Annotated in this window: 19 protein-coding genes; 14 read left to right on the top strand and 5 right to left on the bottom strand. The window is 58.4% G+C overall.

Annotation, left to right across the window (positions count from 1 at the left end):
• Window positions 1-2: 2 nt before the first annotated feature.
• The 9 genes from QMG56_RS18615 (at window position 3) to QMG56_RS18575 (ending at window position 10,664) form a co-directional block, all read left to right on the top strand.
• Window positions 3-1,211: an acyl-CoA dehydrogenase family protein gene (locus QMG56_RS18615; RefSeq protein ID WP_281823990.1), complete on the top strand. Its 1,209-nt coding sequence runs from the start codon at window positions 3-5 to the stop codon at window positions 1,209-1,211.
• A 39-nt stretch (window positions 1,212-1,250) separates the two neighbouring features.
• Window positions 1,251-2,213 carry a thiamine pyrophosphate-dependent dehydrogenase E1 component subunit alpha gene (locus QMG56_RS18610; RefSeq protein WP_281823989.1) on the top strand — a complete coding sequence of 321 codons (963 nt, stop codon included), beginning with the start codon at window positions 1,251-1,253 and terminating at the stop codon, window positions 2,211-2,213.
• A 19-nt stretch (window positions 2,214-2,232) separates the two neighbouring features.
• Entirely contained in the window at window positions 2,233-3,249 is a 1,017-nt protein-coding gene (locus QMG56_RS18605; protein ID WP_230189137.1) for an alpha-ketoacid dehydrogenase subunit beta, read from the top strand.
• A 5-nt stretch (window positions 3,250-3,254) separates the two neighbouring features.
• Window positions 3,255-4,709 (top strand): dihydrolipoamide acetyltransferase family protein, encoded by a 1,455-nt coding sequence (locus QMG56_RS18600; RefSeq protein WP_281823986.1) that lies wholly within the window; start codon window positions 3,255-3,257, stop codon window positions 4,707-4,709.
• 102 nt (window positions 4,710-4,811) lie between these two features.
• Entirely contained in the window at window positions 4,812-6,503 is a 1,692-nt protein-coding gene (locus tag QMG56_RS18595; RefSeq protein WP_281823984.1) for an EAL domain-containing protein, read from the top strand.
• Window positions 6,500-7,225 (top strand): LysM domain-containing protein, encoded by a 726-nt coding sequence (locus tag QMG56_RS18590; RefSeq protein ID WP_281823982.1) that lies wholly within the window; start codon window positions 6,500-6,502, stop codon window positions 7,223-7,225. The genes QMG56_RS18595 and QMG56_RS18590 overlap by 4 nt, the downstream gene beginning before the upstream one ends.
• Complete coding sequence (locus tag QMG56_RS18585; protein ID WP_281823980.1) at window positions 7,222-8,901, top strand: protein kinase; 1,680 nt, start codon at window positions 7,222-7,224, stop codon at window positions 8,899-8,901. The genes QMG56_RS18590 and QMG56_RS18585 overlap by 4 nt, the downstream gene beginning before the upstream one ends.
• A gap of 9 nt (window positions 8,902-8,910) precedes the next feature.
• Window positions 8,911-9,924, top strand: a complete 1,014-nt coding sequence (locus QMG56_RS18580; protein ID WP_281823978.1) for a type VI secretion system-associated FHA domain protein — start codon at window positions 8,911-8,913, stop codon at window positions 9,922-9,924.
• Between the two features lie 2 nt (window positions 9,925-9,926).
• Window positions 9,927-10,664, top strand: a complete 738-nt coding sequence (locus QMG56_RS18575) for a PP2C family serine/threonine-protein phosphatase (RefSeq protein WP_281824046.1) — start codon at window positions 9,927-9,929, stop codon at window positions 10,662-10,664.
• A 67-nt stretch (window positions 10,665-10,731) separates the two neighbouring features.
• Here the strand turns inward: QMG56_RS18575 and QMG56_RS18570 are convergent, their stop codons facing one another.
• Window positions 10,732-11,190, bottom strand: coding sequence for a nuclear transport factor 2 family protein (locus QMG56_RS18570; protein WP_230189130.1), 459 nt, complete (start codon window positions 11,188-11,190; stop codon window positions 10,732-10,734).
• A 249-nt stretch (window positions 11,191-11,439) separates the two neighbouring features.
• On the opposite strand from QMG56_RS18570, the gene QMG56_RS18565 reads away from it, so the two are divergent.
• The 3 genes from QMG56_RS18565 to QMG56_RS18555 are packed head-to-tail and all read left to right on the top strand — an operon-like array spanning window position 11,440 to window position 17,322.
• Window positions 11,440-12,258, top strand: a complete 819-nt coding sequence (locus QMG56_RS18565; RefSeq protein WP_281823976.1) for an ImuA family protein — start codon at window positions 11,440-11,442, stop codon at window positions 12,256-12,258.
• Window positions 12,239-13,747: a DNA polymerase Y family protein gene (locus QMG56_RS18560; RefSeq protein ID WP_281824044.1), complete on the top strand. Its 1,509-nt coding sequence runs from the start codon at window positions 12,239-12,241 to the stop codon at window positions 13,745-13,747. Before QMG56_RS18565 ends, QMG56_RS18560 begins: the two co-directional genes overlap by 20 nt.
• Window positions 13,744-17,322, top strand: coding sequence for an error-prone DNA polymerase (locus tag QMG56_RS18555; protein ID WP_281823975.1), 3,579 nt, complete (start codon window positions 13,744-13,746; stop codon window positions 17,320-17,322). The genes QMG56_RS18560 and QMG56_RS18555 overlap by 4 nt, the downstream gene beginning before the upstream one ends.
• A 65-nt stretch (window positions 17,323-17,387) precedes the next feature.
• On the opposite strand, the gene QMG56_RS18550 is transcribed toward QMG56_RS18555, so the two are convergent.
• The 4 genes from QMG56_RS18550 to QMG56_RS18535 are packed head-to-tail and all read right to left on the bottom strand — an operon-like array spanning window position 17,388 to window position 21,739.
• Window positions 17,388-17,675 (bottom strand): hypothetical protein, encoded by a 288-nt coding sequence (locus QMG56_RS18550; protein ID WP_281823974.1) that lies wholly within the window; start codon window positions 17,673-17,675, stop codon window positions 17,388-17,390.
• The gene (locus QMG56_RS18545) at window positions 17,676-19,253 is read right to left on the bottom strand and encodes a PepSY domain-containing protein (RefSeq protein ID WP_281823973.1); all 1,578 of its coding nucleotides are present in this window, start codon (window positions 19,251-19,253) and stop codon (window positions 17,676-17,678) included.
• Window positions 19,250-19,555: a hypothetical protein gene (locus QMG56_RS18540; RefSeq protein WP_230189125.1), complete on the bottom strand. Its 306-nt coding sequence runs from the start codon at window positions 19,553-19,555 to the stop codon at window positions 19,250-19,252. Before QMG56_RS18540 ends, QMG56_RS18545 begins: the two co-directional genes overlap by 4 nt.
• A 15-nt stretch (window positions 19,556-19,570) precedes the next feature.
• The gene (locus tag QMG56_RS18535) at window positions 19,571-21,739 is read right to left on the bottom strand and encodes a TonB-dependent siderophore receptor (protein ID WP_281823972.1); all 2,169 of its coding nucleotides are present in this window, start codon (window positions 21,737-21,739) and stop codon (window positions 19,571-19,573) included.
• Window positions 21,740-21,956: 217 nt separating this feature from the next.
• Between QMG56_RS18535 and QMG56_RS18530 the strand changes: the two genes are divergently transcribed.
• Entirely contained in the window at window positions 21,957-22,469 is a 513-nt protein-coding gene (locus QMG56_RS18530) for an RNA polymerase sigma factor (RefSeq protein ID WP_230189123.1), read from the top strand.
• A 36-nt stretch (window positions 22,470-22,505) separates the two neighbouring features.
• Complete coding sequence (locus QMG56_RS18525) at window positions 22,506-22,706, top strand: DUF4880 domain-containing protein (protein ID WP_281823969.1); 201 nt, start codon at window positions 22,506-22,508, stop codon at window positions 22,704-22,706.
• Window positions 22,707-22,803 lie beyond the last annotated feature (97 nt).

The following is a 22,803-nucleotide window of genomic DNA, read 5'->3' as shown; positions in this document are numbered from 1 at the left end:
AAATGGACCTCAATTTCTCTTCAGAAGACGAAGCCTTTCGCAGCGAAGTGCGTGCGTTTCTGGACGATAATCTGCCCGAGTATCTGCGCGCCGGTATGCGTGCGACGCCGTCCGTATTTGTGGAACCGGATATCGGGCGCGAATGGCAGCGCATCCTGTATGAAAAAGGATGGCTGGCTTACAATTGGCCGCTGGACTGCGGCGGCACCGGATGGACGACGGTCCAGCGCTACATCTTCGAAAAGGAATGCGCGCTTGCCGATGCGCCCGGCTTGCCGGTGCTGGGCCTCAAGTTGCTCGGCCCAGTTATCTGTCGCTTTGGCACGGCGGAGCAGAAGGCAGAGATTTTACCCCGCATTCTCAATGGTACGGACTATTGGTGTCAGGGCTTTTCGGAACCTGGTGCAGGGTCGGATCTGGCCAGCCTCAAGACCCGAGCAGAAAAAAAGGACGGCCATTACGTCATCAATGGGCGCAAGCTCTGGACGACCCATGCGCATCACGCTTCGCATATATTCTGCCTGGTTCGTACCAATCCGGATTGCAAGCCGCAGGCTGGCATCAGTTTCATTCTGGTCGACATGGCGCAGCCCGGTATCGAGGTCCGCCCCATCAAAGGGCTGGCTGGCGATCATGAAGTCAATGAAGTCTATATCGACGATGCAATCGCGCCTTTCGAGAACCTTGTCGGGGAGGAAGGGCAGGGGTGGACTATCGCGAAATTCCTGCTGGAGAACGAACGCGGCGGCGCATGCCATGCTCCCAAATTGCTCGCCGATATTCGTAAGCTACGTCAGGCTGCCGCGCGTGAGCCGGATGGCCTTGGGGGCTCAATGGCGGAAGACAGCGCGTTTATGGCCGCACTTGCATTCGCTGAGCTAGAGAGCCAGGCGCTGGAAATGACGGAGCTGCGTGTGCTTGCCGAAATGGCGAAAGGGCTTCCTCCCGGCCCCCAGACATCGCTGTCGAAGATGATTGCATCGACGCTTCGTCAAAAGGTCGATGGACTTGCGGTGCGCTTGTTCGGCTATGCAGGGCTGGCGCTGGAGGAGGTCCGTCCCCTCTATGGCAATGACAGTCCAGAGCCGCTCTACGGTAAAGAGGCGCAACTGGCCGCGCCGCGCTATCTTAACAGTCGCGCATGGACGATCTTCGGCGGAACCAACGAAGTTCAGCGGACCATCATAGCTAAAACTGTGCTGGGGCTGTAACTTTGCCCAACTCATATAATCGGACGGAAGAGGACCATCATGCAACATAGCCGCGAAGCGCTGCTGCAAGCCTATCGCCAGATGAAGACCATCCGGGCGTTTGAAAATCGCTTGCATGACGAAATCGCATTGGGCGAGATCGCTGGGTTCACCCATCTGTACGCCGGACAGGAAGCCTGCGCCGTGGGGGTGTGCGAGCATCTGGGGCCGACCGACTACATCATCTCAACGCATCGCGGCCATGGGCATTGCATCGCCAAGGGTTGCGATGTCCTCGACATGATGAAGGAAATCTACGGCAGCCGCGAAGGCCTTTGTAAAGGTCGGGGCGGCTCCATGCACATTGCCGATGTCAATGTCGGGATGTTGGGGGCCAATGGCATCGTGGGTGCTGGTGCGCCTATCGCCGTCGGTGCGGGTATATCAGCCAAGGCGAAGGGCACGGTCTCCATCGCATTTTCCGGCGATGGCGCTTGCAATCAGGGCACGACCTTCGAAGCGATGAACATGGCCGTGGTGCTCAAAGTCCCGGTGATCTTCATCTACGAAAACAACCATTATTCCGAGCATACCGGCGTGGCTTATGCTGTCGGTGCGGATAGCATTCTCGACCGCGCTGGCGCATTCGGCATGAAGACGTTCAAGGCGGATGGGATCGACTTTTTCGCTGTCTATGACGTGATGCGCGAAGTCATCGAATATTGCAAAGCGACCAATCTGCCTGCCGCCGTTGAACTGGATACCGAACGCTATTTCGGCCATTTCGAAGGCGATCCGCAGCGCTATCGCGGTCCGGGCGAGCTGGATCGCATTCGCGAAGAGCGCGATTGCCTTAAGATATTCCGCCAGAAAGTGACCGAAGCCAAGCTGTTGGAGGGCGCGGACATCGACGCTGTTGACGCCGAAGTCATGGCCTTGATCGAGCGCGCCGTTACCGAAGCCAAGGTCGCCGAAAAACCACAGCCCGAGCATGTCCTTGAAGACGTGTACATCAGCTACTGACGCATAGGGATCACGACACATGGCTATCAAGATGATCCGCGAGGCGATCCTCGAAACGATCGACGCAGAAATGGCGCGCGATGAGAATGTCATCATGCTGGGCGAAGATATCGTCGGGGGCAACGGCGCGCCCGGAGGCCCGGAAGCGATAGGCGGTATCTGGAGCACGTCCACTGGCCTTTGGGCGAAATATGGTCCGGACCGGGTGATCGACACGCCGATTTCCGAAAGCGCCATCATTGGTGCGGCAGCGGGCGCTTCGCTTACCGGTAAACGGGCAATTGCGGAGATCATGTTCGCCGACTTTATCGGCGTGTGCATGGATCAGATCTGGAACCAAGTCGCCAAGTTCCGTTATATGTTCGGCGGGAAATCAACCTGTCCTATCGTAATCCGGATGGTTTACGGCGCAGGCTTCAATGCCGCCGCCCAGCATAGCCAGTCGATACATGCGATGGTAACGGCGATGCCGGGCCTGAAGGTCGTGATGCCCAGCACCGCTGCCGATGCCAAAGGATTGCTGACACAGGCAATCCGTGACGACGACCCGGTCATCTTCCTGGAGCACAAGGCGCTGTATGCGGTGAAGGGTGAGGTTCCCGATGGCGAATATCTCATTCCTTTCGGACATGCGCGACACGTGATGCAGGGCGACGACATCACCATTCTCGCCACGGGCATGATGGTGGGCTTCGCGGAAGCGGCGGCCAGGCAACTGGCCGAAGACGGCATCGGCTGCGACATTATCGATCTACGGACCACCAGTCCGCTGGACGAGGAAGCGATCCTCGATAGCGTGGAGCGCACTGGTCGCCTGCTGATTGTCGACGAAAGCCCGCCCCGGTGCAGCCTTGCCACCGATCTATCCGCGTTGGTTGCGAACAAGGCGTTCGCTTCTTTGCGTGCACCCATAGAGATGGTGACGGGGCCGCATACGCCGATCCCGTTCGCGCGCGAACTGGAGCAGGCATATTTGCCTTCTCCGGACAAGATCACCGCCGCCGCCATCAAGCTCATGTCCTACAAGCGGGGATGACAGTCATGGCCAATCTACGCGCATTCACGATGCCCAAATGGGGCATAGAAATGACGGAGGGCGTCGTTGCCGAATGGATGGTCAAGGAAGGCCAGCCTTTTGCCAAAGGCGATACCCTTGCGCTTATCGAGACCGACAAGATCACCAACGAAGTCGAGGCAGAAGCGGATGGGATGTTCCCGCGCCTGCTGGCAGAACCGGGTAGCACATGGCAGGTTGGCGAGCTTATCGCGGTACTGGCGGATGCCGGTGACACGCCTGCTGCGGAAGAAGTGGATGCATTTGTATTAGGCTTCAAGCCGGCCGATAATCGTGTAGCGTCCAAGGCAGGCGAAGCGGCTAAGACGGCATCGGCCGCAGCGCCTCCTCCGCCGCCAAAGAAAGCGGCCAGCATCGGTTCCGACGTCAATATATCGCCAGCCGCGCGGGCACTCGCCGAGGAAAAGAGTGTCGATATCTCTGGCATCAAAGGGTCGGGAGATAAGGGGCGCATTACTCTGCAGGACGTGTTGCAGGCCAGCCTGGCCGATGCACCTGCGTCTTTGCCCGTCAGCGGGGGTAGTCCGGTAGACCTGACGCCTATCGGCAATGCACTGGACGACATGTTCGCCAGCCCGCTCGCAAAGCGACTGGCGGTGCAGCACAATATCGATCTATCGGGCATCAGCGGCACAGGCCCACGCGGTCGTATTTGCAAGGCGGATGTACTGGCGCTGGTAAAGGTTGAAGCCCCGGCAGAAGCGGCTCCCGTACCTACCTTTGCGCGGCCTGCGGCAGGAACAGCCGAAATCGTCAAGATGTCGCCGATGCGCAAGGCCATCGCCAAGGCGCTCAGTCACAGCAAATCCACGATCCCGCATTTCTATCTGCGTTCAGAAGTGCGGATCGATGCTATCCTTGGTCTGCGTGCACAAGCGAAGGCCGCAACCGGTGAAGCGCCCAGCATCAACGACTACATCATTCGGGCGGTCGCAGTTGCCCTCACGCGACATCCTGACGTGAATGTGCAAGTGCATGGCGACGAAATCCATCGCTTCGGGAGCGCCGATATTTCTGTCGCTGTGGCGACGGATAAGGGATTGATCACGCCCATCGTTCGTGGTGCGGATCGCCTATCTGTCGCTGCCATATCGCGTGAGGTGAAGGCGCTGGCGGAGAAGGCGCGGACCGGAAAACTTTCAGCGGAAGAGTTTCAGGGGGGCAGCTTCTCGATCAGCAACCTGGGCATGTTTGGTATCGATCAGTTCGACGCGATCATCAATCCGCCACAGGGTGCCATTCTCGCCATCGGTGCGGGCAAGCGCCAACCGATTGAAGTGGGACATGCGCTGGCTTTTGCAACGGTCGTAAAGCTCTCTTTGTCTTGCGATCACCGCGCCATCGATGGGGCTGTCGGCGCCGATTTTATGCGAACGCTAAAGGGATTGATTGAAGAACCGACAGTGGTGTCAGGTTCATAACGCTGGACATAAGATAGAGTTATTGATCTAGATTAAGATAAATACGGTGATTATTCATACACTTGATCAGCCGCATTAAGATATTTTTTTTGTCTTGATCCTATGCCTGTGCCGATGGTGCAGGCGTTAGATCGGGTCTTGACGACAACGGGGGTAAGGCAGCCCTGGCATCTGCGCATTTGCGCGCTGGCCGCGATCGCGGCTGTGGCGGCTTTCGCGACCGCCGCAGCCTATCTGGATCTGCTCGTAAACGTCCCACTGCTTTACGCATGGGCGCTTAGCGGAATTTCTATTATAGGACTTTTATGGGCGAGTGTCCGCCTGATGCGGATAAAAGTGGCCTTGGCGACATTATCCGATCGCGCGCAATTAGCCTCCTTCAATCAAAGAGCATCTTCGAGCGTCGACACTCTCCTTAGTTGTCTCGGCGCCTATATCGAAGCCAACATCGTTCGCACTGCCGAATTAGATCACCGCAATGCCCAGCGTCACGGCGTTACCGGCCTGCCCACGCGCGAACCTCTGATAGAAGTTATTGGCGAACAAACGGAAGGGGGCACCCTGGGGATCGTGGAATTGTGCGATTTCGATCGGCTCAGCGCCTTCGATATTGCCTTGGCCGATCAGGTTCTGAACGACGTCGCAGGTCGATTGCGCCGGATGGTGGGCGATAACCGCTTTCTGGCGCATGTCGACCGCGCGCGCTTTGCAATCTGGTATGGCGGTCCGGCAGCCGAAATAGCGCGCAATGAGTTTGATGCTGTTTGTTACGCGCTACGCGACCGGATCAAATTCGACGACATCGACATGCTGCCGCAGATCAAGTCTGCATGTGCCTTTCAGGGCGGCCAGCCTTTTGTCCCCGCCGCACTGTTGGCCCGCACGATTGCGGCATTGTCGGACCCCCAGTCGGCTGACACGCATGTGCCTGAGACCTATGCCGTAGAAAAAGCACGTAGTTCATTTTTGCTGGAGCAGGATTTGCGACAGGCGGTCGCGCGAAATGAACTCGAATTATGGTTTCAGCCCTTCATCGATGCATCGGCACGCCGGGTGTGCGGGGCGGAGGCATTGCTGCGCTGGCGTCATCCCAAGCATGGCCTGATTGCGCCAAACGCTTTCATCCCGATGATGGAGCTAACCGGTCTTGCCGATGAAGTTGGCCTGTGGACACTCAACGCCGGATGCAAGGAAGCGCGAGAATGGTCTCGACAAGGATTGGGTGTTGTAAAAATTGCTATCAATCTTTCCGCTCATCAGCTTGCCGACAATACGCTTGATCGTGCGGTTGAGCGGACGTTGCAGCGGCACGATCTGCCAGCGGGGCTGCTCGAACTGGAACTTACCGAAACCGTTGCCGCGGTCGATTCCGATGATGCCAAGCAACTGTTCAAGAAATTGCGTGCTCTTGGGGTTTCTATTTCAATCGACGATTTTGGCGCCGGCTATTCCAGCCTGTCTTATCTGAAAAAGCTGGAGTTCGATAAGCTGAAGATCGACCGTGAATTCGTAACCAACGTCGATCTCCAGCGCGACAGTCAGGCAATTTGCCAGAGCATCATAGCGCTTGGCCGAGGTCTGGGCATCGCTGTCTTGGCGGAAGGCATAGAGCGACCGGAGGAATATAGCTGGCTCCGGCGACATGGCTGCGAACTGTTTCAAGGCTATTACTTCTCGCATCCTATTCAAGCGCCGCAATTTTCCGATTTCGCGCGAAACCGCGACCATATCGTTTCCCTCACCGATCTTTCCCCCGCCGCTTTGCAAAAGCGTCTGACTACGAGTGTCCTATGAATCATCCATTCCCAATGCGCGCGCGCTCAAAGAACCTGGCAGCTTGCGTGCTGATCGCTGCCGCCTTGTCAGCCTGTTCTCAAAAGCCGGGTAAAACGTCATCGGCTCCGGTCATGATCCAGCCCGTGTCCAATTCCCAACAGATTGGCGATGTCATTGCGCTACTGGATAGCGGTGATCGGACAGCGGCGGAAAAGGCGCTGAAATCGATGCTCAAACGGGAACCCGGCGACATAGAAGCAGCGGTTCTGCTTGAAAGCATCGCGGTCGATCCCGCTGAGGCACTGGGTACGCGGAGTTTTGAGTATAGGGTTCAGCCGGGCGAAACGTTCCTCGATCTCGCCAAGCGCTTCCTTGGCAATCGCCTCAAATTTTATACGCTCGCCCGCTATAATGGCGTCACGGTCCCGGCATCTCTCAAGAGCGGGACGACCATCCGGATTCCGGGCGAAGCGCCGCGTCCCGCAGCCGTACCTCCCGTAATGAACAAGCCTGCGCCGGTGCGCGCTGTGCCCAAAGTTGCGCCAAAGGCGCCCGTTGCCGATCCTGCGCGTGCCGCCAAGCTGCGCGGGCAGGGGTTGATGCTGCTCAATCAGGGGCAGGTATCGCGCGCCGTCGTCATCCTCCATCAGGCCACGGTGCTCGATCCTGGGAACATGCTAATCAAACGCGATCTTGCCCGTGCGCAACGAATCCGCAAGACGGTCAAGGGCAAGAAATGACCGAGCCAAACTGGATCGGCCGGTATCGTCTTGAAGGAGCGATCGGCGAAGGCGCGATGGCGCATGTTTATCTTGGGCATGATCCAAGCATAGACCGCCCCGTCGCCATCAAGGTTCTGAAAGCCGGGTATCGCGAAGACCCCGAGGTCGTGAATCGCTTTCTGGCGGAATCCAACGCCGCCGGAATGTTATCGCATAGCCATATTGTCACGATCTACGACGTCGGCGAGGCGGGCGGTGTCCCCTATATCGCGATGGAGCATCTTTCCGGTCGCCCTCTGGATGTTATCATTGAGGAGGCGGGGCGGATCGGTGTCGAGCGGACACTGGGGCTTGCGATACAGATAGCGGATGCGCTGGATTATGCGCATAGTCGCGGGGTCGTGCATCGCGACATAAAGCCGTCGAATATCATGATCTGTAATAACGGTCAGACGGCCAAGTTGCTCGATTTTGGCATAGCGCGGGTCGATGCGCGGGATGACGCGCGCAATACCCGCGACGCCCAGCGTACGATGGCCGGACAGGTGATGGGCACCCCCCGCTATATGAGTCCGGAACAGGCGATGGGCATCCCTGTCGATGCACGTAGCGATCTGTTTTCCTTGGGTGCGCTTCTTTATGAAATGGTGGTCGGGAAGCCGGCTTTTCCTGGCACCGGCCTCGCTACGCTGGCCATTCAGATCGCTCAGTCGGATCCCTTGCCTATCGATAAGCTGGTGCGCGATTGTCCACGCGGGCTGCGCTATATCATCGGTAAGTTGCTGGCGAAAAAGCCTGCCGACCGATTTGCTACGGCTGCCATACTGCGTCAGGCGCTGGAACGGGAGCAGGCTGCAATGGCTCAGGAGGCCGATGTATCGCGACGCGGTTTGGCATTGCGTTTCAAGCTGCCGTTGATCCTGGCCTGCACCTCGGCAATCGCTCTCGCGCTGAGTGTACGTCTTGTGCTGGACCGTCAGAGAGAAACGATGACCGATGTCGTGCTGGCCTCCGGTGCGTCTATGACCGATTTCGTTGTGCGCAACGTCGCGGTCAGCATGGCAGACAATGCCGGCTTGGCGCCAGCGGAGCAGGACTGGCTACCGCTTCAGACCTTTGTAGAGGGTGCGGTGAAGGATCGTAACGTCAAGAACATGATTGTCGTCGACGACCGGGGAATCGTTCGTGCAGCCGGGCAACGGGCTCAGGTGGGCACCCGATATCGCGCATCGCTCAGCAGACAGTCTGCAGATGGGGCCGTTGGCAGCGATGGCATTCGCTTTGTCCGCAACGTCCGTTACGCAGGCGTGGATTTCGGCAAGGTCGATGTGCTGATCGACCGGTCGGCGCTGGATGCTGCCATGGCGCGCGCGCGTTTCTTGCTGGTCGCGTTGTCACTGTTCGTCGTTGGGGTGATTGGCGGGATTGGCTATTTCAGTGCTCGCCATCTGTCGAAACCGCTGCGCCGATTGCGTGAGGCGATGGACGACGCGGCCGCAGGGAACACTGCCTTCCGCTTGTCTCACCGCCGCAGCGATGAAGTGGGCAAGCTATTTGATTCGTTTAATATTCTTGTCGGCACGCTGGCCGATCATATGCCCGAAGGTAATCCGGTTGCCGATGCGCAGGCGATGTTGCGTACCCGCCTGGGTGGATCGCAGCACAACGACAAGACAGGCCAGAAGGCAGCGTAGGAAACCGCAATGTACATCTTCAAGCTGTTCGAGAAGGACCAGATGCATCAACCGGTCGATGCACGTTTCCTTCAGGAAGGAACGATGACGATCGGTCGCGATCCTCAGGCAGACTGGGTCATGAACGATCCGATCTGTGAGATTTCGCGCGCCCATTGCGCGTTTTCGGTGGAGGCAGATGCTCTCATTCTGCGCTGTTTCGGTGCGAATGGCGTTTTTGACGGAGTGTCCGATCAACGTTTGCCCGACAATAGCGATATCAAGATGGCGCTGCCTAAAACCATCGGATTTGGTCCTTATACGTTGGTGGCGGATTATGCCGTTCAGGCGCGTTCGACCATCGAGGATGGCAAGACGCTTATCCTGTCGCCGCCGCTGGGGACATCCATTGCCGTACCGACCGACTGGGTAGACGATGCGGGGGAGCATTATGCGGGCGGTCAGGGGTCTCTGCTCGAAGCGTTTTGCGAAGGGGCAGGAATACACTCCTCCGCGTTTTCAGGGGAAGATCCAGAAGAAATCATGGCGCGGGCGGGGGCCGTATACCGCCAGATGGTGCTTGGCATTGGCGATCTGATGGCCGAGCGAGAGCGTGTGCGCGGGCGATACCAACTGGCTCGAACGACGATTGGCGGAGCGGACAATAATCCCTTCAAATGGGCCCCTACGCAAAGACTGGCCATCGATCTGCTGCTTATGGGAGACCGAGGCTTCCTGAGCGGCCCTTCCGCGCTGAAAGCCTCTTTTCGCGATATCAAGAAGCATTTGATTGCCACCTTCGAAGGGTTGCGCGCTGCCTTGCGATTATCCGTCGAAACATTCGAACCCGCCAATGTCGAGGAAGCCGCAGCGCAGCGCCAGACGCTGATAAAGGGCAAAGCGGCGGCAAGCTGGGAAATCGCTTGCGAACGGCAGGCGGAATTGATGGCGCAAATTGCGGATGGCCAAGATGGCCGACTGAACCGTGCTTTCGTTCAAGCCTATGATGCCGCAGCATCCGCGCTTGAAGAGGACGAGAAGTGAAAATGTTCGCTTTGCGCAAGACGGCGCGGGACGAGGCGCTTGCGATCCGCTCCGTTGCGCGCAGCCACATCGGCAAAGTGCGTAGCGTGAACGAGGATCGACTGCTCGATTGCTCGGATCACAGGCTATGGGCGATTGCCGATGGCATGGGGGGCCATCATCTTGGTGATAAAGCCGCTACTATGGTGGTGCGTGCGCTCGCACAGCTTACTGAAACACCTGAAATCACGCGTTCGCAATCAATCATAAAAGCGCTTGAAAGCGCCAATGCCGACATTCTGGCAATGGCAAAAGCGGCTGGTCATATTTGCGGATCCACGGTTGCTGCGCTTCATGTTCAAGGACGGGAAGGCACCATCTTCTGGGCAGGGGACAGCCGGATATATCGGCTGCGTAGTGGAAAGCTGGAAAGACTGACACGCGATCATAGCGTCGTGCAGGACATGGCGGACAGGGGCATAATAACGGAAGCGCAGGGTCGCAGGCATCCGCAGTCCAATGTGATCACCCGGGCTATCGGTATCGAAGATCGCTCCGATCTTGAACATGCTGTGTGCAGCGTAATGGCAGGCGATGTATTTGTATTATGTTCCGATGGACTGTCAGGGGCGATCGATGACGCATGGTTGATGGGGCTGCTCACCACCAGTATAGATAATTGCGCCAACCAATTGCTCAATGCCGCTCTTGAGGCAGGAGGGCACGATAATATATCGTTTATATTGCTGCAGGTTACGTGACATCCGCCGCCATTCAGGCGAGTAACGCAGGTCAGCACATGATAATCAAGGTTCGCCTATTATGAAACTATCCGACGATTGACGGCTCCGGCTCTTTAATCGCTATGGCCTCGTTGCAATCCAGCACCGGTTTCAGAAGGAGGCTGACAAATTTAAGGCCGTTGCGCTTCCCAACGACAGCACTGAAATCCCAACAACGAACCACATGGCCGGCTTTCCGCCAGTCGCTGACCATGCAATAGGCTTCGACCTTCAAATCGCGATTGTCCTCCGCTCGCTCGATGTACACGTTGTTTAGATAGTGGCGCCATGCGCCCCCTCCCAACTCGTGGACCATCTCGGGAATTTTGATAATTTCCTCGCGACCCTTAAAGCATCCTAATCTGGGTGCGTCGATGTAGCCGTCCGTGGTGAAGAGCTTGGCCCAGCGGTCCACCGCATTATGGTCGAGAGCGTGGCAGAATCGGCTTAGCAAATCTTGCACCTCAAGCCGGGTTTGAAGATCGATTGCAGAGAAAGCGCTCAACGACTGGAGCTCCTTTGTGAAGATGCTATTTCGCTTGCTAAGCCTCTAGACGTCCTAGATTGTCATATCAGTGGGCATTCCGGCAAGTGTTTAATCCTGAATAAGCCGTTTGAATGAAAGGTTGACCAGTGGGGCACCGTAGCAGCCCATTGGCCTCCGGCATCTCCAAGGTGCAGCAACCCCTTTAGTATACAGTCCTCACAGGCTCGCCTTGACAAATTCAGCAATAAAACCACACTAGAACAAATCATGAACATTCTTGCCGCCGATTCGTCTTCAACTCTTGCATTCCTGCGTGGCCACATTGCGACGTTGGAACGAGGGCGTACGGCGGACATGCCGGCTATGCTTGCCAGTGGCCATGCTGCGCTGGATGCAGCGCTTGGAGGGGGGCTTGTGAAAGGTCGGCTGCACGAATTGTTCGGCGCAAATGTCGAAGACTCCGGCAGCTCCGCAGGTTTCGCTTTGTTGCTCGGTTTGCTGGCAGGACAAGGGGGGCTGCCTATGCTCTGGCTACGCACGAACAGGGCAGAGAAAATTGGTGGGCATCTATATGGTCCGGGTTTGGCGGCGCTGGGTTTTGATCCTGCAATGCTGTTGCTGGGCGTAATGCAGGATGAAACAATGCTCTTGCGTGCCGCGTCGGATGCGTTGCGCTGTGCGGGGCTTGCTGCGGTGGTGATCGAATGTTGGGGCAATCCCTCCGTCCTCGATCTCACTGCGAGTCGTCGACTGGCCCTCGCGGCTGAAGGATCGGGTGTTATTGCGCTGCTTCTGAGACTGGATGCGCAACCTGCCCCCAGTGCTGCAGAAACACGTTGGCGGATCGCCTCCGCGCCTTCGATCGATCCCTTAGGAGAAAGATTGATGGGGCCAAGCGCCTTCGACCTTGAATTGCTGCGCCGCCGAGCTGGTCCCGATGGATTGCGGTGGCGGCTGGAGTGGAACCGTGACCGAAGATGTTTTGAAGACCCCGGACAGGCGGCGCTTTCTGGCGCTTTGGCTTCCCTTCCTGTCGCTGGACCGGCTACGGATCGCGCGACCGGATATGTGGAGGCCGCTGCCTGACCAGCAAGTGCCCCCCACTGCCTTTGTCGAGAAGGTACGTGGCGCCATGCGACTATGCACGCTGGATAGCGATGCGATGGCATTGGGTCTTACTCCCGGGATGGCGCTGGCCGATGCGCGCGCGCAAGTCCCCGAGCTGCGAGTATTCGATGTCGATGCGCATGCCGATCAGGATTGGCTGGAACGACTGTGCGATGGCGCCGCGCGCTACACACCGATGGCGGCAGTCGACCCACCGGATGGATTGATGCTCGACATCAGCGGTTGCGCGCACCTTTTCGGAGGTGAAATCGCGCTGATGGAGGATGCTGTTGCCCGGTTGCAACGCCGAGATATTCGCGTCCGCGCTGCACTGGGGAATACGGCCGAGGCCGCCCATGCGCTCGCGCGTTTCCCCGGGCGCCCCGCGCCTGACGAAGACGCTGCGATTCGCCGCTTGCCCGTAGCGGCGCTTCGCCTTCCCCCTGACAGCGAAGCTTCGTTACGGCGCGCGGGCCTGAAAACCGTAGGCGAGGTAGCCGCACGTCCTGTCTCTACCCTTGCCGCACGCTTTGGCGCTGAGGCGGTCGATGCGCTACACCTGCTGCTAGGTCAGGCCGCGCATCCTCTCAATTCGCGCCGCGTAGCACCCGCTATTCAGATCGATCATCCCTTTGCGGAACCCGTCGCGCGCACCGAATATGCAGTGGCTGCGCTGGAGCAGTTGGTGGCCCAGGCCTGCGTCCAATTGCGCGAGCGGGCGCAAGGGGGGCGCCGCTTTCACGCCACTTTCTTTCGCAGCGACGGTCTGGCCTTTCCGCTACGCGTGGAAACCAGCCTGCCGGTGCGCGATCCGCCAGCAATAATGCGTCTCTTTGCAGAGCGGATAGAGAGCCTATCTGATCCGCTCGATCCGGGTTTCGGTTTTGACATGGTGCGTCTGGCAGTGCCGCGGGCTGAGCCACTTGCGGCCAGTCAGTTGGCGCTGGAAGGCGGTAAAGCCAAGGAAAGTGCAGATGTCGCCGCGCTGCTCGATGCTCTTGCCACTCGTGCCGGGCGCAATCGCGTCTTGCGCCTTGCCCCTGTCGATACCCACATTCCCGAGCAAGGGCAGCTTGCTCTTCCCGCAATCGAAAGCCGCGGCCCTGCCCAGTGGCAAGAGCCCCCCTCCGAATATCCGCACGCCCCGCCGACCCGTCCGATCCATCTGTTCGATCCGCCCCAGCGTATTGATGTCATGGCGCAGGTGCCGGACGGCCCGCCGCACCGTTTCCGCTGGCGGCGCGCGCTGCACGAGGTCACGCGCTTCGAAGGGCCGGAACGGATCGCTCCGCAATGGTGGAAGATAGCGGACGGTCAGCTTGAAAAGCCTGAACAGGACCGCTTTCTTACCCGTGACTATTATCGCGTGGAGGATGCACGGGGCCGGCGCTTCTGGATATTTCGTCACGGCCTGTACGGCACTGAACGGTCCAATCCCGCATGGTACGTGCATGGGCTATTTGCATGAAGCGCGGCCGCGATCCGGCGCACGTAAAGGCCGCCGACCCGCGGGGGCAGCAGGCAAGTAAGTCTACCCGTCTGTATCTGCGTCAGAAACAGACCGAAGGCCCTGACTTTGCTGAACTTGTCGCCGCCACAAACTTTTCCTTCCTGCGCGGCGCCAGCCACCCCTCGGACATGGTGGGGCGGGCAAATGAGCTTGGTCTGAAAGCCATCGGCATTGCCGACCGCAACAGTGTGGCAGGCGTGGTCCGTGCGTGGAAAGCACTAAAAGATGCGCCGAACAGAGCCCGTAATGAGTGGATCGAAGAAAAGAAGAAACGCGGAGAGAAGCCAGACCTCACTCCCGAGGAAAGCGCCGCATGCGAAACCGATCTGCGGCTGGTAACGGGCGCACGGTTGGTTTTCGTTGACGGTACGCCGGACATCGTGGCCTATCCGGTCAATCGCGATGGCTGGGGTAATCTGACCAAGTTGCTGACAGTCGGCAACATGAAGGCAGTCAAAGGCGACTGCATCCTGACTTTCGACGACTTGCTCCTTTATGCGCGCGACCTGTTGCTGATCGTGATGCCGGGCGATACCGCCGAGGTGCAGGAAGCGCACAGAAAGCCAGTGCCCTTCGAGCCTGCACAGCAGCCCATGCCGGTGTCGCATCTCCGCCTGCTCCCACCCAGCGGGCTTGAAGCCACTCTGCGCCGCTTATCCCGCCATGCCCCCAAACGGATATGGCTTGCCGCTACACTGCTACGAAACGGGTCGGACGAACGAAGACTTGCCGAACTCATAGCCGTATCGAAGGCAACGGGCGTGCCTCTGCTGGCAACCAATGATGCTCTCTATGCCGAACCGGACCACCGACCGCTGCACGACGCGCTGACATGCATTCGTCATGGCGTCACTCTGGCTGACGCGGGACGCAGGCTGGAAGTAAATGCAGAGCGTCATCTGAAACCCGCTGCCGAAATGGCACGCCTGTTCCGCAGCTGCCCGGAAGCGGTTGCCCAAACGATCGAATTTCTGTCGCGCATCCATTTCACATTGGACCATCTTCGCTACCAATATCCACGCGAGCCAGTACCGGAAGGAAGAGATCCGGTGGATTGGTTGGAGGAAATTACCTTCACCGCTGCCTATGCGCGTTACGGGTACAAGCTACCGTACAAGTTGAGGGCATTATTGAAGGAGGAATTCGATCTCATCCGTTCCCGCAAATATGCCTATTACTTCCTGACCGTATACGACATCGTCGCGTTTGCGCGCAGTCAGGAACCGCCGATATTATGTCAGGGCCGGGGATCGGCTGCCAACAGCATGGTGTGCTTCTTGCTGGGCATTACCTCTGTCGATCCCATGCAGCACGATCTGCTCTTTTCGCGCTTCGTATCCGACGATCGCGATGAACCGCCAGACATCGACGTCGACTTCGAGCACGAGCGTCGGGAAGAGGTCATGCAATATGTCTATGAACGCTACGGGCGGGAACGGGCAGGCATTGTGTCCACCGTCATCCATTATCGCTCCCGCAGCGCCGTGCGGGAGATGGCCAAGGTGCTTGGTCTCAGCGAAGATGTTTCAGCGCGCCTCGCCAGCACCATCTGGGGCAGTTGGTCTGGCGATATGGGCGACGCGCGCATAGTGGACGCTGGGTTTGCGCTCGACAATCCTCAGATCGTGCGCTTGCGCGCGTTGGTCGATCAGTTGATCGAAGCGCCTTTTCCGCGTCACCTGTCTCAGCATGTCGGGGGCTTTGTGCTGACGCAGGATCGGCTGGACGAGACCGTGCCGATCCTGAACGGCGCAATGGCCAACCGCAGTTTCATCGAGTGGGACAAGGACGACATCGATGCCCTCGGCTTAATGAAGGTCGATGTGTTGGCGCTGGGGATGCTTACCTGCATCCGCAAGGCGTTCGACCTGATGGAGCAGAATGGCTTCGGCAGGATGCACTTGACGGTCGATCTCACCTCCGAAGACAAAGATGTTTATGCGATGCTGGAGGAAGGCGATAGCATCGGCGTGTTTCAGGTCGAAAGCCGGGCGCAGATCAATATGCTGCCGCGCCTGAAGCCGAAATGTCTCTACGATCTGACGGTTCAGGTGGCGATCGTTCGGCCAGGGCCGATCGAAGGCGACATGGTACATCCTTATCTGCGACGCAGGGAAGGAGCGGAGAAAGTAACATTTCCCTCTCCGGCATCGCCGCATCCCAGGGATGAATTGGTACATTTGCTGGGCAAGACTTTCGGTGTGCCGCTGTTTCAGGAACAGGCAATGAAACTCGCCATCACAGCAGGGGGCTTCACAGCGGGCGAAGCCAATCAATTGCGCCGTGCGATGGCGACATTCCGGAATGTCGGGGGCATGGACAAATTCAAGGAGAAGCTTGTCGGAGGCATGGTAGGGCGCGGCTATGAAGCGGATTTTGCCGAACGCTGCTTCAAACAGATCGAAGGGTTCGGCAGCTATGGTTTCCCGGAAAGCCACGCACTTTCCTTTGCCCGACTTGTGTATGTTTCCGCCTGGATAAAATGCCATCATCCGGCCATCTTCGCCTGTGCATTGCTCAATTCGCAGCCGATGGGCTTTTACGCTCCGGCGCAGATCGTCCGTGATGCGCATGAGCATGGTGTGCCGGTGCATCCTGTGGACGTAAATTTCAGTTGCTGGGACAATGCCGTTGAGCGCGCGCCTATCGCTCGGCGCGACACTCAGGACTGGCGCACGGTGCAGAGATTGACCCACGCTCTCCGGCTGGGTTTTCGGCAGATCGACAGTTTCCGCGAGGATTGGGCGCAGCAACTGGTCGCAGCGCGCCGCACAAATCCCTTCACCAGCATCGAAGACCTGGCGCGCCGCGCGCATCTTCCGGACCGTGCATTGCGCCTGCTGGCCGATGGCGATGCATGTCGTTCGCTGGGGCAGGACCGGCGCGAAGCGCTATGGGAAGTGCGCCGCACTCCGTCCGATGAGCTTCCGCTTTTTGCGGCAGCCCGCACTCGCGATCTGTCCGCGCGAGAGTTGGGGGAAGAGCCGGACGCATTTCTGCCTGCGATGCCGCTAAGTGAGCAAGTTGCCATTGACTATCAAACAGCGCGGTTGAGCCTTAAAGGCCATCCGATGCAGTTTCTCCGCAACGATTTCGCAGCGGAAGGCGTCTTGAGTTGCGCGCAGATCAGCGCCGCCAAAAGCGGCACGCCCGTTCGCGCCGCCGGGATCGTGCTGGTCCGCCAGCGTCCTGGTAAGGGCAACGCCATTTTCATTACGCTGGAGGACGAGACTGGCGTTACCAACATATTGCTATGGGCGCGCCTGTTCGAAATGCAGCGCCGCCCGGTGATGGCCAGCCGATTGATGATAGTGGAGGGCGAGGTTCAACGCAGCAAGGAGGGCGTGGTGCATGTGATGGCTACACGCATTCATGATCGGACGGCGATGCTTGACCGCTTGTCAGATGCCGGTCCGACACCCATCGACATTGGCGCATCGGACGGTTCTCTCCCTTCCCCAGGCGCTGGCTTTAATCCTCAAAAGCATCCGCGGGATGTGCGGATACTGCCAAAATCGCGGGACTTTCACTAGCGTAAGTCTCGTCATGCGTACGCAATGTACCTTTTCGACGGTTGAACCGGGGGCGGAAGCCTCCCTTATCCCTTCCTGCCACGGTCAGCGGCAACCGGGCGCGAGAAAGCGACTGCGGTAATCCAGCCCATCACCGCGCAGCCGCCCAGCCAGATCAGAAAGGCAGAAGGATCGCCGCGCACGATGCAGATGAACCCTGGCAATAGTACGCAAAAGGTCAGCAGGCGGCGCTGGGCGGGGCGATGCCCCTCACCGGACTGCTGCGCAGCGCGACGCCTTTTGGGGTCGCCCAGCGCGATGGCCAGAATGAACGCAGCAGAAAGCGCAAATGCTATGACGGCGAGCGTGCTCATTTATTCGGCCGCCTGCAACGTCATGGGGCGGTGAACCACAGGGCGCGGCTTCCACAGCTCCGCCAATGTCCATGCGCCTGCCACGATAAAGGCGATGTCGAGGGTAACGATAATAGGCTGATGCGCGGCAATGGCGGTGGACCAGCCGGGACCGCCGCTTAGCAGCCTGAGCAGCGGGAGAAGGAGCATCATAACACCCGTGCCGATCCGCAACGCGCGGCTGAGCCATGCTGTATTGGGAGCCAGGCATCCTGCAAGGATGGTCGTGGCCGTCCCGATCAGAAATCCTGTCGGCGTCCACCAGATCGCAGTTCCCAAAGGCATGGCGACAAGGAAGGCGGCAGCGGACGAGGCAAGCGCAAAAGGAAGGCCCAGTCCGACGATCATATTCGTCCGCTCCAGCCATGCAAGCGAACGCGAAGCACTTTCCCGTCGAGACAGCCATAGGCACAGGCCGGTATAGGTGACGTAGCACATCGCAAAACCCAGCCCGAACCAGATCGCCTTCGACACCATACCCGCAAAATTACCGAAATGCAGAGGGTACATGATTGCGGCCAGCGTACCGCCCGCGGATGGCTTGGGGCCGATCAGGGGCTTCACTTGCTCAAAGCGAGCGGTGGCACCGTTGTAGAGCAACGTCATCGGCGCAATGGCGCCGCTCTTGGGTGAATGGTACGTCGTCACCTTCGAGTCCGCTCGGCCGAAATTCTCGATCGCGACGAAGGTCGGGACCGTCCCTGCGCGTGCGATGGCATCGCTGCTGATGCGATCGAAATTGCCGATCCCAGTAGGGCGGGGGTCTGGCTTTCCAGGGTTGCCGAACACGGTTTCCTGAAGCACTTGCTGGTTGCCTCCAAACGCAGCCATGGCGACGATCGGCACGCCGACCGTTCCAAAGAAGGAGAAGAAGCTGCCCGTAAAGGCGAGGATGAACGCGAAGGGCAAGCTCCATGTACCGGCCACGCTGTGCTTGTCGCGATTGACGAGCACCGGATTGGCATTGCGCCGAAGCGTGAAAATATCCTTGAACAAATGGCGATGGATGAGAAGGCCGGAGACTGCCGCGATCAGCATCGACAGGCCGACAATGCCCGTCAACAGCAGCCCCCAGGGATTGGGAAGGTGCAAGCGGACATGCGTCTCGACAAGGAACGCACTAAGCGCATTGTCGTTGCGCGTGCCATAGACTTCCTCATCGGTTGCAGGACGGCGATCCGTCACGCGGCCATCCTTGCCCAGCGTATAATATATACCCCGGGCTATAATTTCGCCCTTATCCATCTCATGCCGATGGAAGAAAATGCCCAGATCATGATCGCCGATTTCATAAAGGTCGACGCCTTCATGATATTTTGCGGGAGTTTCGGCACCCAGTTTTCGCAAGGTATCGCCCAGCGGGCGTTCGAAAGAGGATTGGGTCGACACATGGCCCGCGGACCAGATACCGATTTCATCGGCAAAGACCGCCGCCGTGCCGGTCAGGACGACCGCATAGAGGAGCAGGCCCAGCAGGATACCCGACCAGCCATGCACGGCGACCATCGTCTTGGTTTCATCCTTGGGCAGACGGATCATGAATGGACCTCCGCAGACGGTAGCTGTGTGTCGAAGAATTTATGCGCGATCAATCCGGCATGGACAAGAAACAGGCCAAGGGAAATGAGTGCAACGCGCCCCAGCCGTCTATCAAGGCATGCGTGGAAGAAAAGCGCCGTCCATATCAACGGAACAAGGATAAGCGGCAGTACGATGTTATCGATGCCAGCAGCGCCGCCCGGCAACCACAGCGCCATGCCAGCCATCACGACGAGCGCAACGAGGACTGCGCCCGGTCCGGCCAGCGCTATACGGATCCATCGACGCGACCGTGGCGACATCCTCTCCTTCCTCCCTTAATATTTCAGGCTGATGGTGCCGAGCACCGTACGTGGCGCACCATAATAGCCCTGATCGAAATTGAGCGCAGTGAGATACTTGGTGTTGGTCACATTTTTCAGATTTGCGCTGATCGACAGATTATCGGTGATGCGATAGCTGGCGAGCAGATCCAGCAGCGCATATTTGGGCTGGGTAATCCTGATCGGCGCTTTTGTCGTCACCGATACGGTGCCTGGCTCCAGATAGATCTTGCTCTGATATTGTAGTGACGCGCCGACCTTCAGCGCAGAAAGGGCGGGCGGCGAGTAAGTGACGTTCAGGCGGCCCAGATTGCGGGGAACGAAAGTACGAACGGGTTCGTCATTTTCGCCCCGCACGCGCATCAGCGTGTAGCCGCCGGTTGCTTGCAACCCCGGCAGGACTTGTCCTGCAAATTCGAACTCGATCCCCTGCGATGTGGCATCCACTCCGCGATAGACCGTCTGACCGATGGTCGCGTCAAACCCGGCCGATTCCGCTGTATTCTTCTGACGCGCCTGGAAGATCGCCAGGCTTGCGTTGAGGCGACCGCCGAGCCATTCGCCCTTGAAGCCGCCTTCGATATTGTCGCCCTTGATCGGGTCGATCAACTTTCGTGTAACGGTGGTTTGCGTCTGCGGGTTAAAGATCGTTGCGAAGCTTGCATAGGCGCTGATGTTATCGTTCAGATCCAGCGTCGCACCGACGAACGGCAGGAAGCGCGTCAGATCATATCGCAGGTTCGTGCCGTAAGAGAAGCCATCGCTGGTCGCATGGGTCACGTTGCCGCCGACCATGACCTTCAACGGCTCGGTCAGGTTGAAACGGACCAGGCCATAGGCCGTTTCGCGCTTGGTCGTGCGGTCACCGCTGAGGGCGAAATTGGTATTGTAGGTCGTAGGAAAAACGGGTTCGGGGAAGCTGCCATTGAAGATGTCTTTAAGGGGCAGGACGACACCGACTGTGCTGAAGTCGTAACTGGATGTCTGGACATAGCGCTGCGCACTGCGGTTGACGCCGAACATCACGTCATGCTCACGGCCGAACGCCGAGACTTTGCCCGCAACATACGCATCGATCGCAAGGTTGCGTGTCTGTGCTCGGAATGCGCCCGGATAGCTGCGCACGTTCCCGCCGATTGTAGGATCGTTGAGAGATGGGTCGATACCGTCCGGGAAGGCTGCACTTGGGTTGTTGTAAACGTAGAACAGCTTGTCGTCTTCGCTGATGGCCCGTCGGATCACGGTCAGTTTCGCATGCCAGTCGTCGTTGAAATGATGGACGATGTCTCCGAAGATCTGCCTGTCCGTTACATGCCAGCCCGCCCAGTCAGGACCGGTATTGGCGGAGCGAGGCAGATCGATGCGCGTGCCATCCGTGTAATAGATCGGCAGTGCGCCCCACATGGCACCCCGGCTCCGGTGATCCTGATGACCGTAGCCAACCGTCAAGTTGGTCTGTGGGCCCAGGTCGGCCTCGACAATGCCATAGCCCGTCCACCGACGCAGCGTATAGCGGTCGAGATAGCTGTCCTCATCGAGATAGGCGCCTACTGCGCGGGCGCGGATGCTGCCGTCGCTGGTTAGCGGTACACTGACGTCGCCGTCCAGCCGAAGATGATCGAACGAACCATATTGGACACTGCCGCTCGCCTGCATCGTTTTAGTGGGTCGCTTGCGGATGAAATTGACCACCGCAGAGGGGTTGCCGGTTGAGGACAATAATCCCGGTGCGCCACGCACAACGTCGATATGGTCGTAAATGGCGGTGTCGATCGATCCTGTCTGTACCTCGAAAGCAAAGGGCAGGCCTATCCCGTCCACCTGAAACGTCTGGATGTCGAAGCCGCGCGCCGAATAATATATGCGATCCGTCTCTTGCGCCTGAACCTGCACGCCGGGCACGGTTTTCAGCAGGTCGTTAATGTCGTTGAGTTTGAAATCTTCGATCTGAGCGCGCGTAACCACGCTGACCGATTGCGGCGTTTCCCGTTGCGACAGAGGAAAGCGCATCGTGGTGGTCTGCTTCTTGACAGCATAGTCATCCTGTCCCTCGGTGCGTTGCCCGGTCACGATGATCTGGTCTTCAGCAGTCTCTGCGATTGGCGCGGCAGCAGGCTGGGTGGATACAGCGGCAGCGGCAAGAAGCGAAAGCAAGGCAGGCATATGAAAAGTTCCCTGACGTTTCAAAAGCCCATAATAATCTGGCCAAAGAATGCAAGTCATTATCATTAGCAGACATTATCTATGCGTTCGCTCCGGGTTTGGGGGCGCCCTGCGACGTCATACAGGATTTTTATCGCAGGTCGCACCATAGCGCTGTCCGATAGAACCCTTTAGAGGGGCAACCAGATTCGCTGCTTTCGGCAGATCACCAAGCGTCATGACAGAATCCGGATTGAAAGCTATCTTCCTAGCCCATCGGGCGCAGTTGCTGCGGTTTCTGACCGCACATGGCGCTGGCGATGCTGCGGAGGATCTTCTGCAGGAACTGTGGCTCAAGATCGAAGCCGCACCGGATGGACCCATCGGCCAGCCTTTGTCCTATCTGTATCGCGCAGCCAATAATTTGATGCTTGATCGCCATAGGTCGCGACAGCAAGCGGCGAAACGCGATACGGCATGGACGGAAACCATAACGACCCTCCCCGGCGAATCGGATGCTCCGTCGGGTGAGCGCGTGCTGATCGCGCGCGAGCAGCTCGCGCAGGCACTCAAGGCGCTCGACGGGCTGGGCCCAAGAGCGGCGAGGGTATTCCGACGCTACCGGATCGACGGCGTTGCCCAACGCGATATCGCCCAAGAAATGGGGATTAGCCTGAGTACCGTGGAAAGCGACCTTCGGCTGGCCTATCGCGCGATGATAGACTTGCGGAGACGTTTCGATGAGGTTTGACCGCGACGGCTCCGTCAAAGGATCGGGGAGGCGTACATGCAGCAGGATGACGCAATGATCGAAGAGGCAGCATTGGGCTGGATCGTGCGCCTGCAGGATCCCGACTTTGACGATTGGGACGGTTTCGAGGCGTGGCTGTCGGCAAGCCCCCTTCATGCCGGAACATATCATGCCATGGCCACAGCAGAGGCGGATGTCGCGGCGTGTCCGGCGTCAGCGCCAATGGCACAGATTTGAGGTTGTGAATTAAGGAGGATTTGGGCTTCGTCGTAGTGACGAAGGAACGAAGATGAAGCCCAAATCCTCCTTGAAAAAATCGGTGAAGGCTCCTGCG

The organism is Sphingobium sp. BS19 (assembly GCF_027925545.1).
Classification (GTDB): Bacteria; Pseudomonadota; Alphaproteobacteria; order Sphingomonadales; family Sphingomonadaceae; genus Sphingobium.
The sequence above is the reverse complement of the archived record's forward strand: the minus strand, read 5'-3'. Positions and strand labels throughout refer to the sequence as shown.

Bases quoted from the DNA above. Each gene is read 5' to 3' on its own strand.
- QMG56_RS18590 (WP_281823982.1), top strand. From the start codon at position 6,500: ATGAATCATCCATTCCCAATGCGCGCGCGCTCAAAGAACCTGGCAGCT.
- QMG56_RS18530 (WP_230189123.1), top strand. From the start codon at position 21,957: ATGACAGAATCCGGATTGAAAGCTATCTTCCTAGCCCATCGGGCGCAG.
- QMG56_RS18585 (WP_281823980.1), top strand. From the start codon at position 7,222: ATGACCGAGCCAAACTGGATCGGCCGGTATCGTCTTGAAGGAGCGATC.
- QMG56_RS18595 (WP_281823984.1), top strand. From the start codon at position 4,812: ATGCCTGTGCCGATGGTGCAGGCGTTAGATCGGGTCTTGACGACAACG.
- QMG56_RS18605 (WP_230189137.1), top strand. From the start codon at position 2,233: ATGGCTATCAAGATGATCCGCGAGGCGATCCTCGAAACGATCGACGCA.
- QMG56_RS18535 (WP_281823972.1), bottom strand. From the start codon at position 21,739: ATGCCTGCCTTGCTTTCGCTTCTTGCCGCTGCCGCTGTATCCACCCAG.
- QMG56_RS18615 (WP_281823990.1), top strand. From the start codon at position 3: ATGGACCTCAATTTCTCTTCAGAAGACGAAGCCTTTCGCAGCGAAGTG.
- QMG56_RS18610 (WP_281823989.1), top strand. From the start codon at position 1,251: ATGCAACATAGCCGCGAAGCGCTGCTGCAAGCCTATCGCCAGATGAAG.
- QMG56_RS18525 (WP_281823969.1), top strand. From the start codon at position 22,506: ATGCAGCAGGATGACGCAATGATCGAAGAGGCAGCATTGGGCTGGATC.
- QMG56_RS18555 (WP_281823975.1), top strand. From the start codon at position 13,744: ATGAAGCGCGGCCGCGATCCGGCGCACGTAAAGGCCGCCGACCCGCGG.
- QMG56_RS18575 (WP_281824046.1), top strand. From the start codon at position 9,927: ATGTTCGCTTTGCGCAAGACGGCGCGGGACGAGGCGCTTGCGATCCGC.
- QMG56_RS18565 (WP_281823976.1), top strand. From the start codon at position 11,440: ATGAACATTCTTGCCGCCGATTCGTCTTCAACTCTTGCATTCCTGCGT.
- QMG56_RS18550 (WP_281823974.1), bottom strand. From the start codon at position 17,675: ATGAGCACGCTCGCCGTCATAGCATTTGCGCTTTCTGCTGCGTTCATT.
- QMG56_RS18580 (WP_281823978.1), top strand. From the start codon at position 8,911: ATGTACATCTTCAAGCTGTTCGAGAAGGACCAGATGCATCAACCGGTC.
- QMG56_RS18560 (WP_281824044.1), top strand. From the start codon at position 12,239: ATGTGGAGGCCGCTGCCTGACCAGCAAGTGCCCCCCACTGCCTTTGTC.
- QMG56_RS18600 (WP_281823986.1), top strand. From the start codon at position 3,255: ATGGCCAATCTACGCGCATTCACGATGCCCAAATGGGGCATAGAAATG.
- QMG56_RS18540 (WP_230189125.1), bottom strand. From the start codon at position 19,555: ATGTCGCCACGGTCGCGTCGATGGATCCGTATAGCGCTGGCCGGACCG.
- QMG56_RS18545 (WP_281823973.1), bottom strand. From the start codon at position 19,253: ATGATCCGTCTGCCCAAGGATGAAACCAAGACGATGGTCGCCGTGCAT.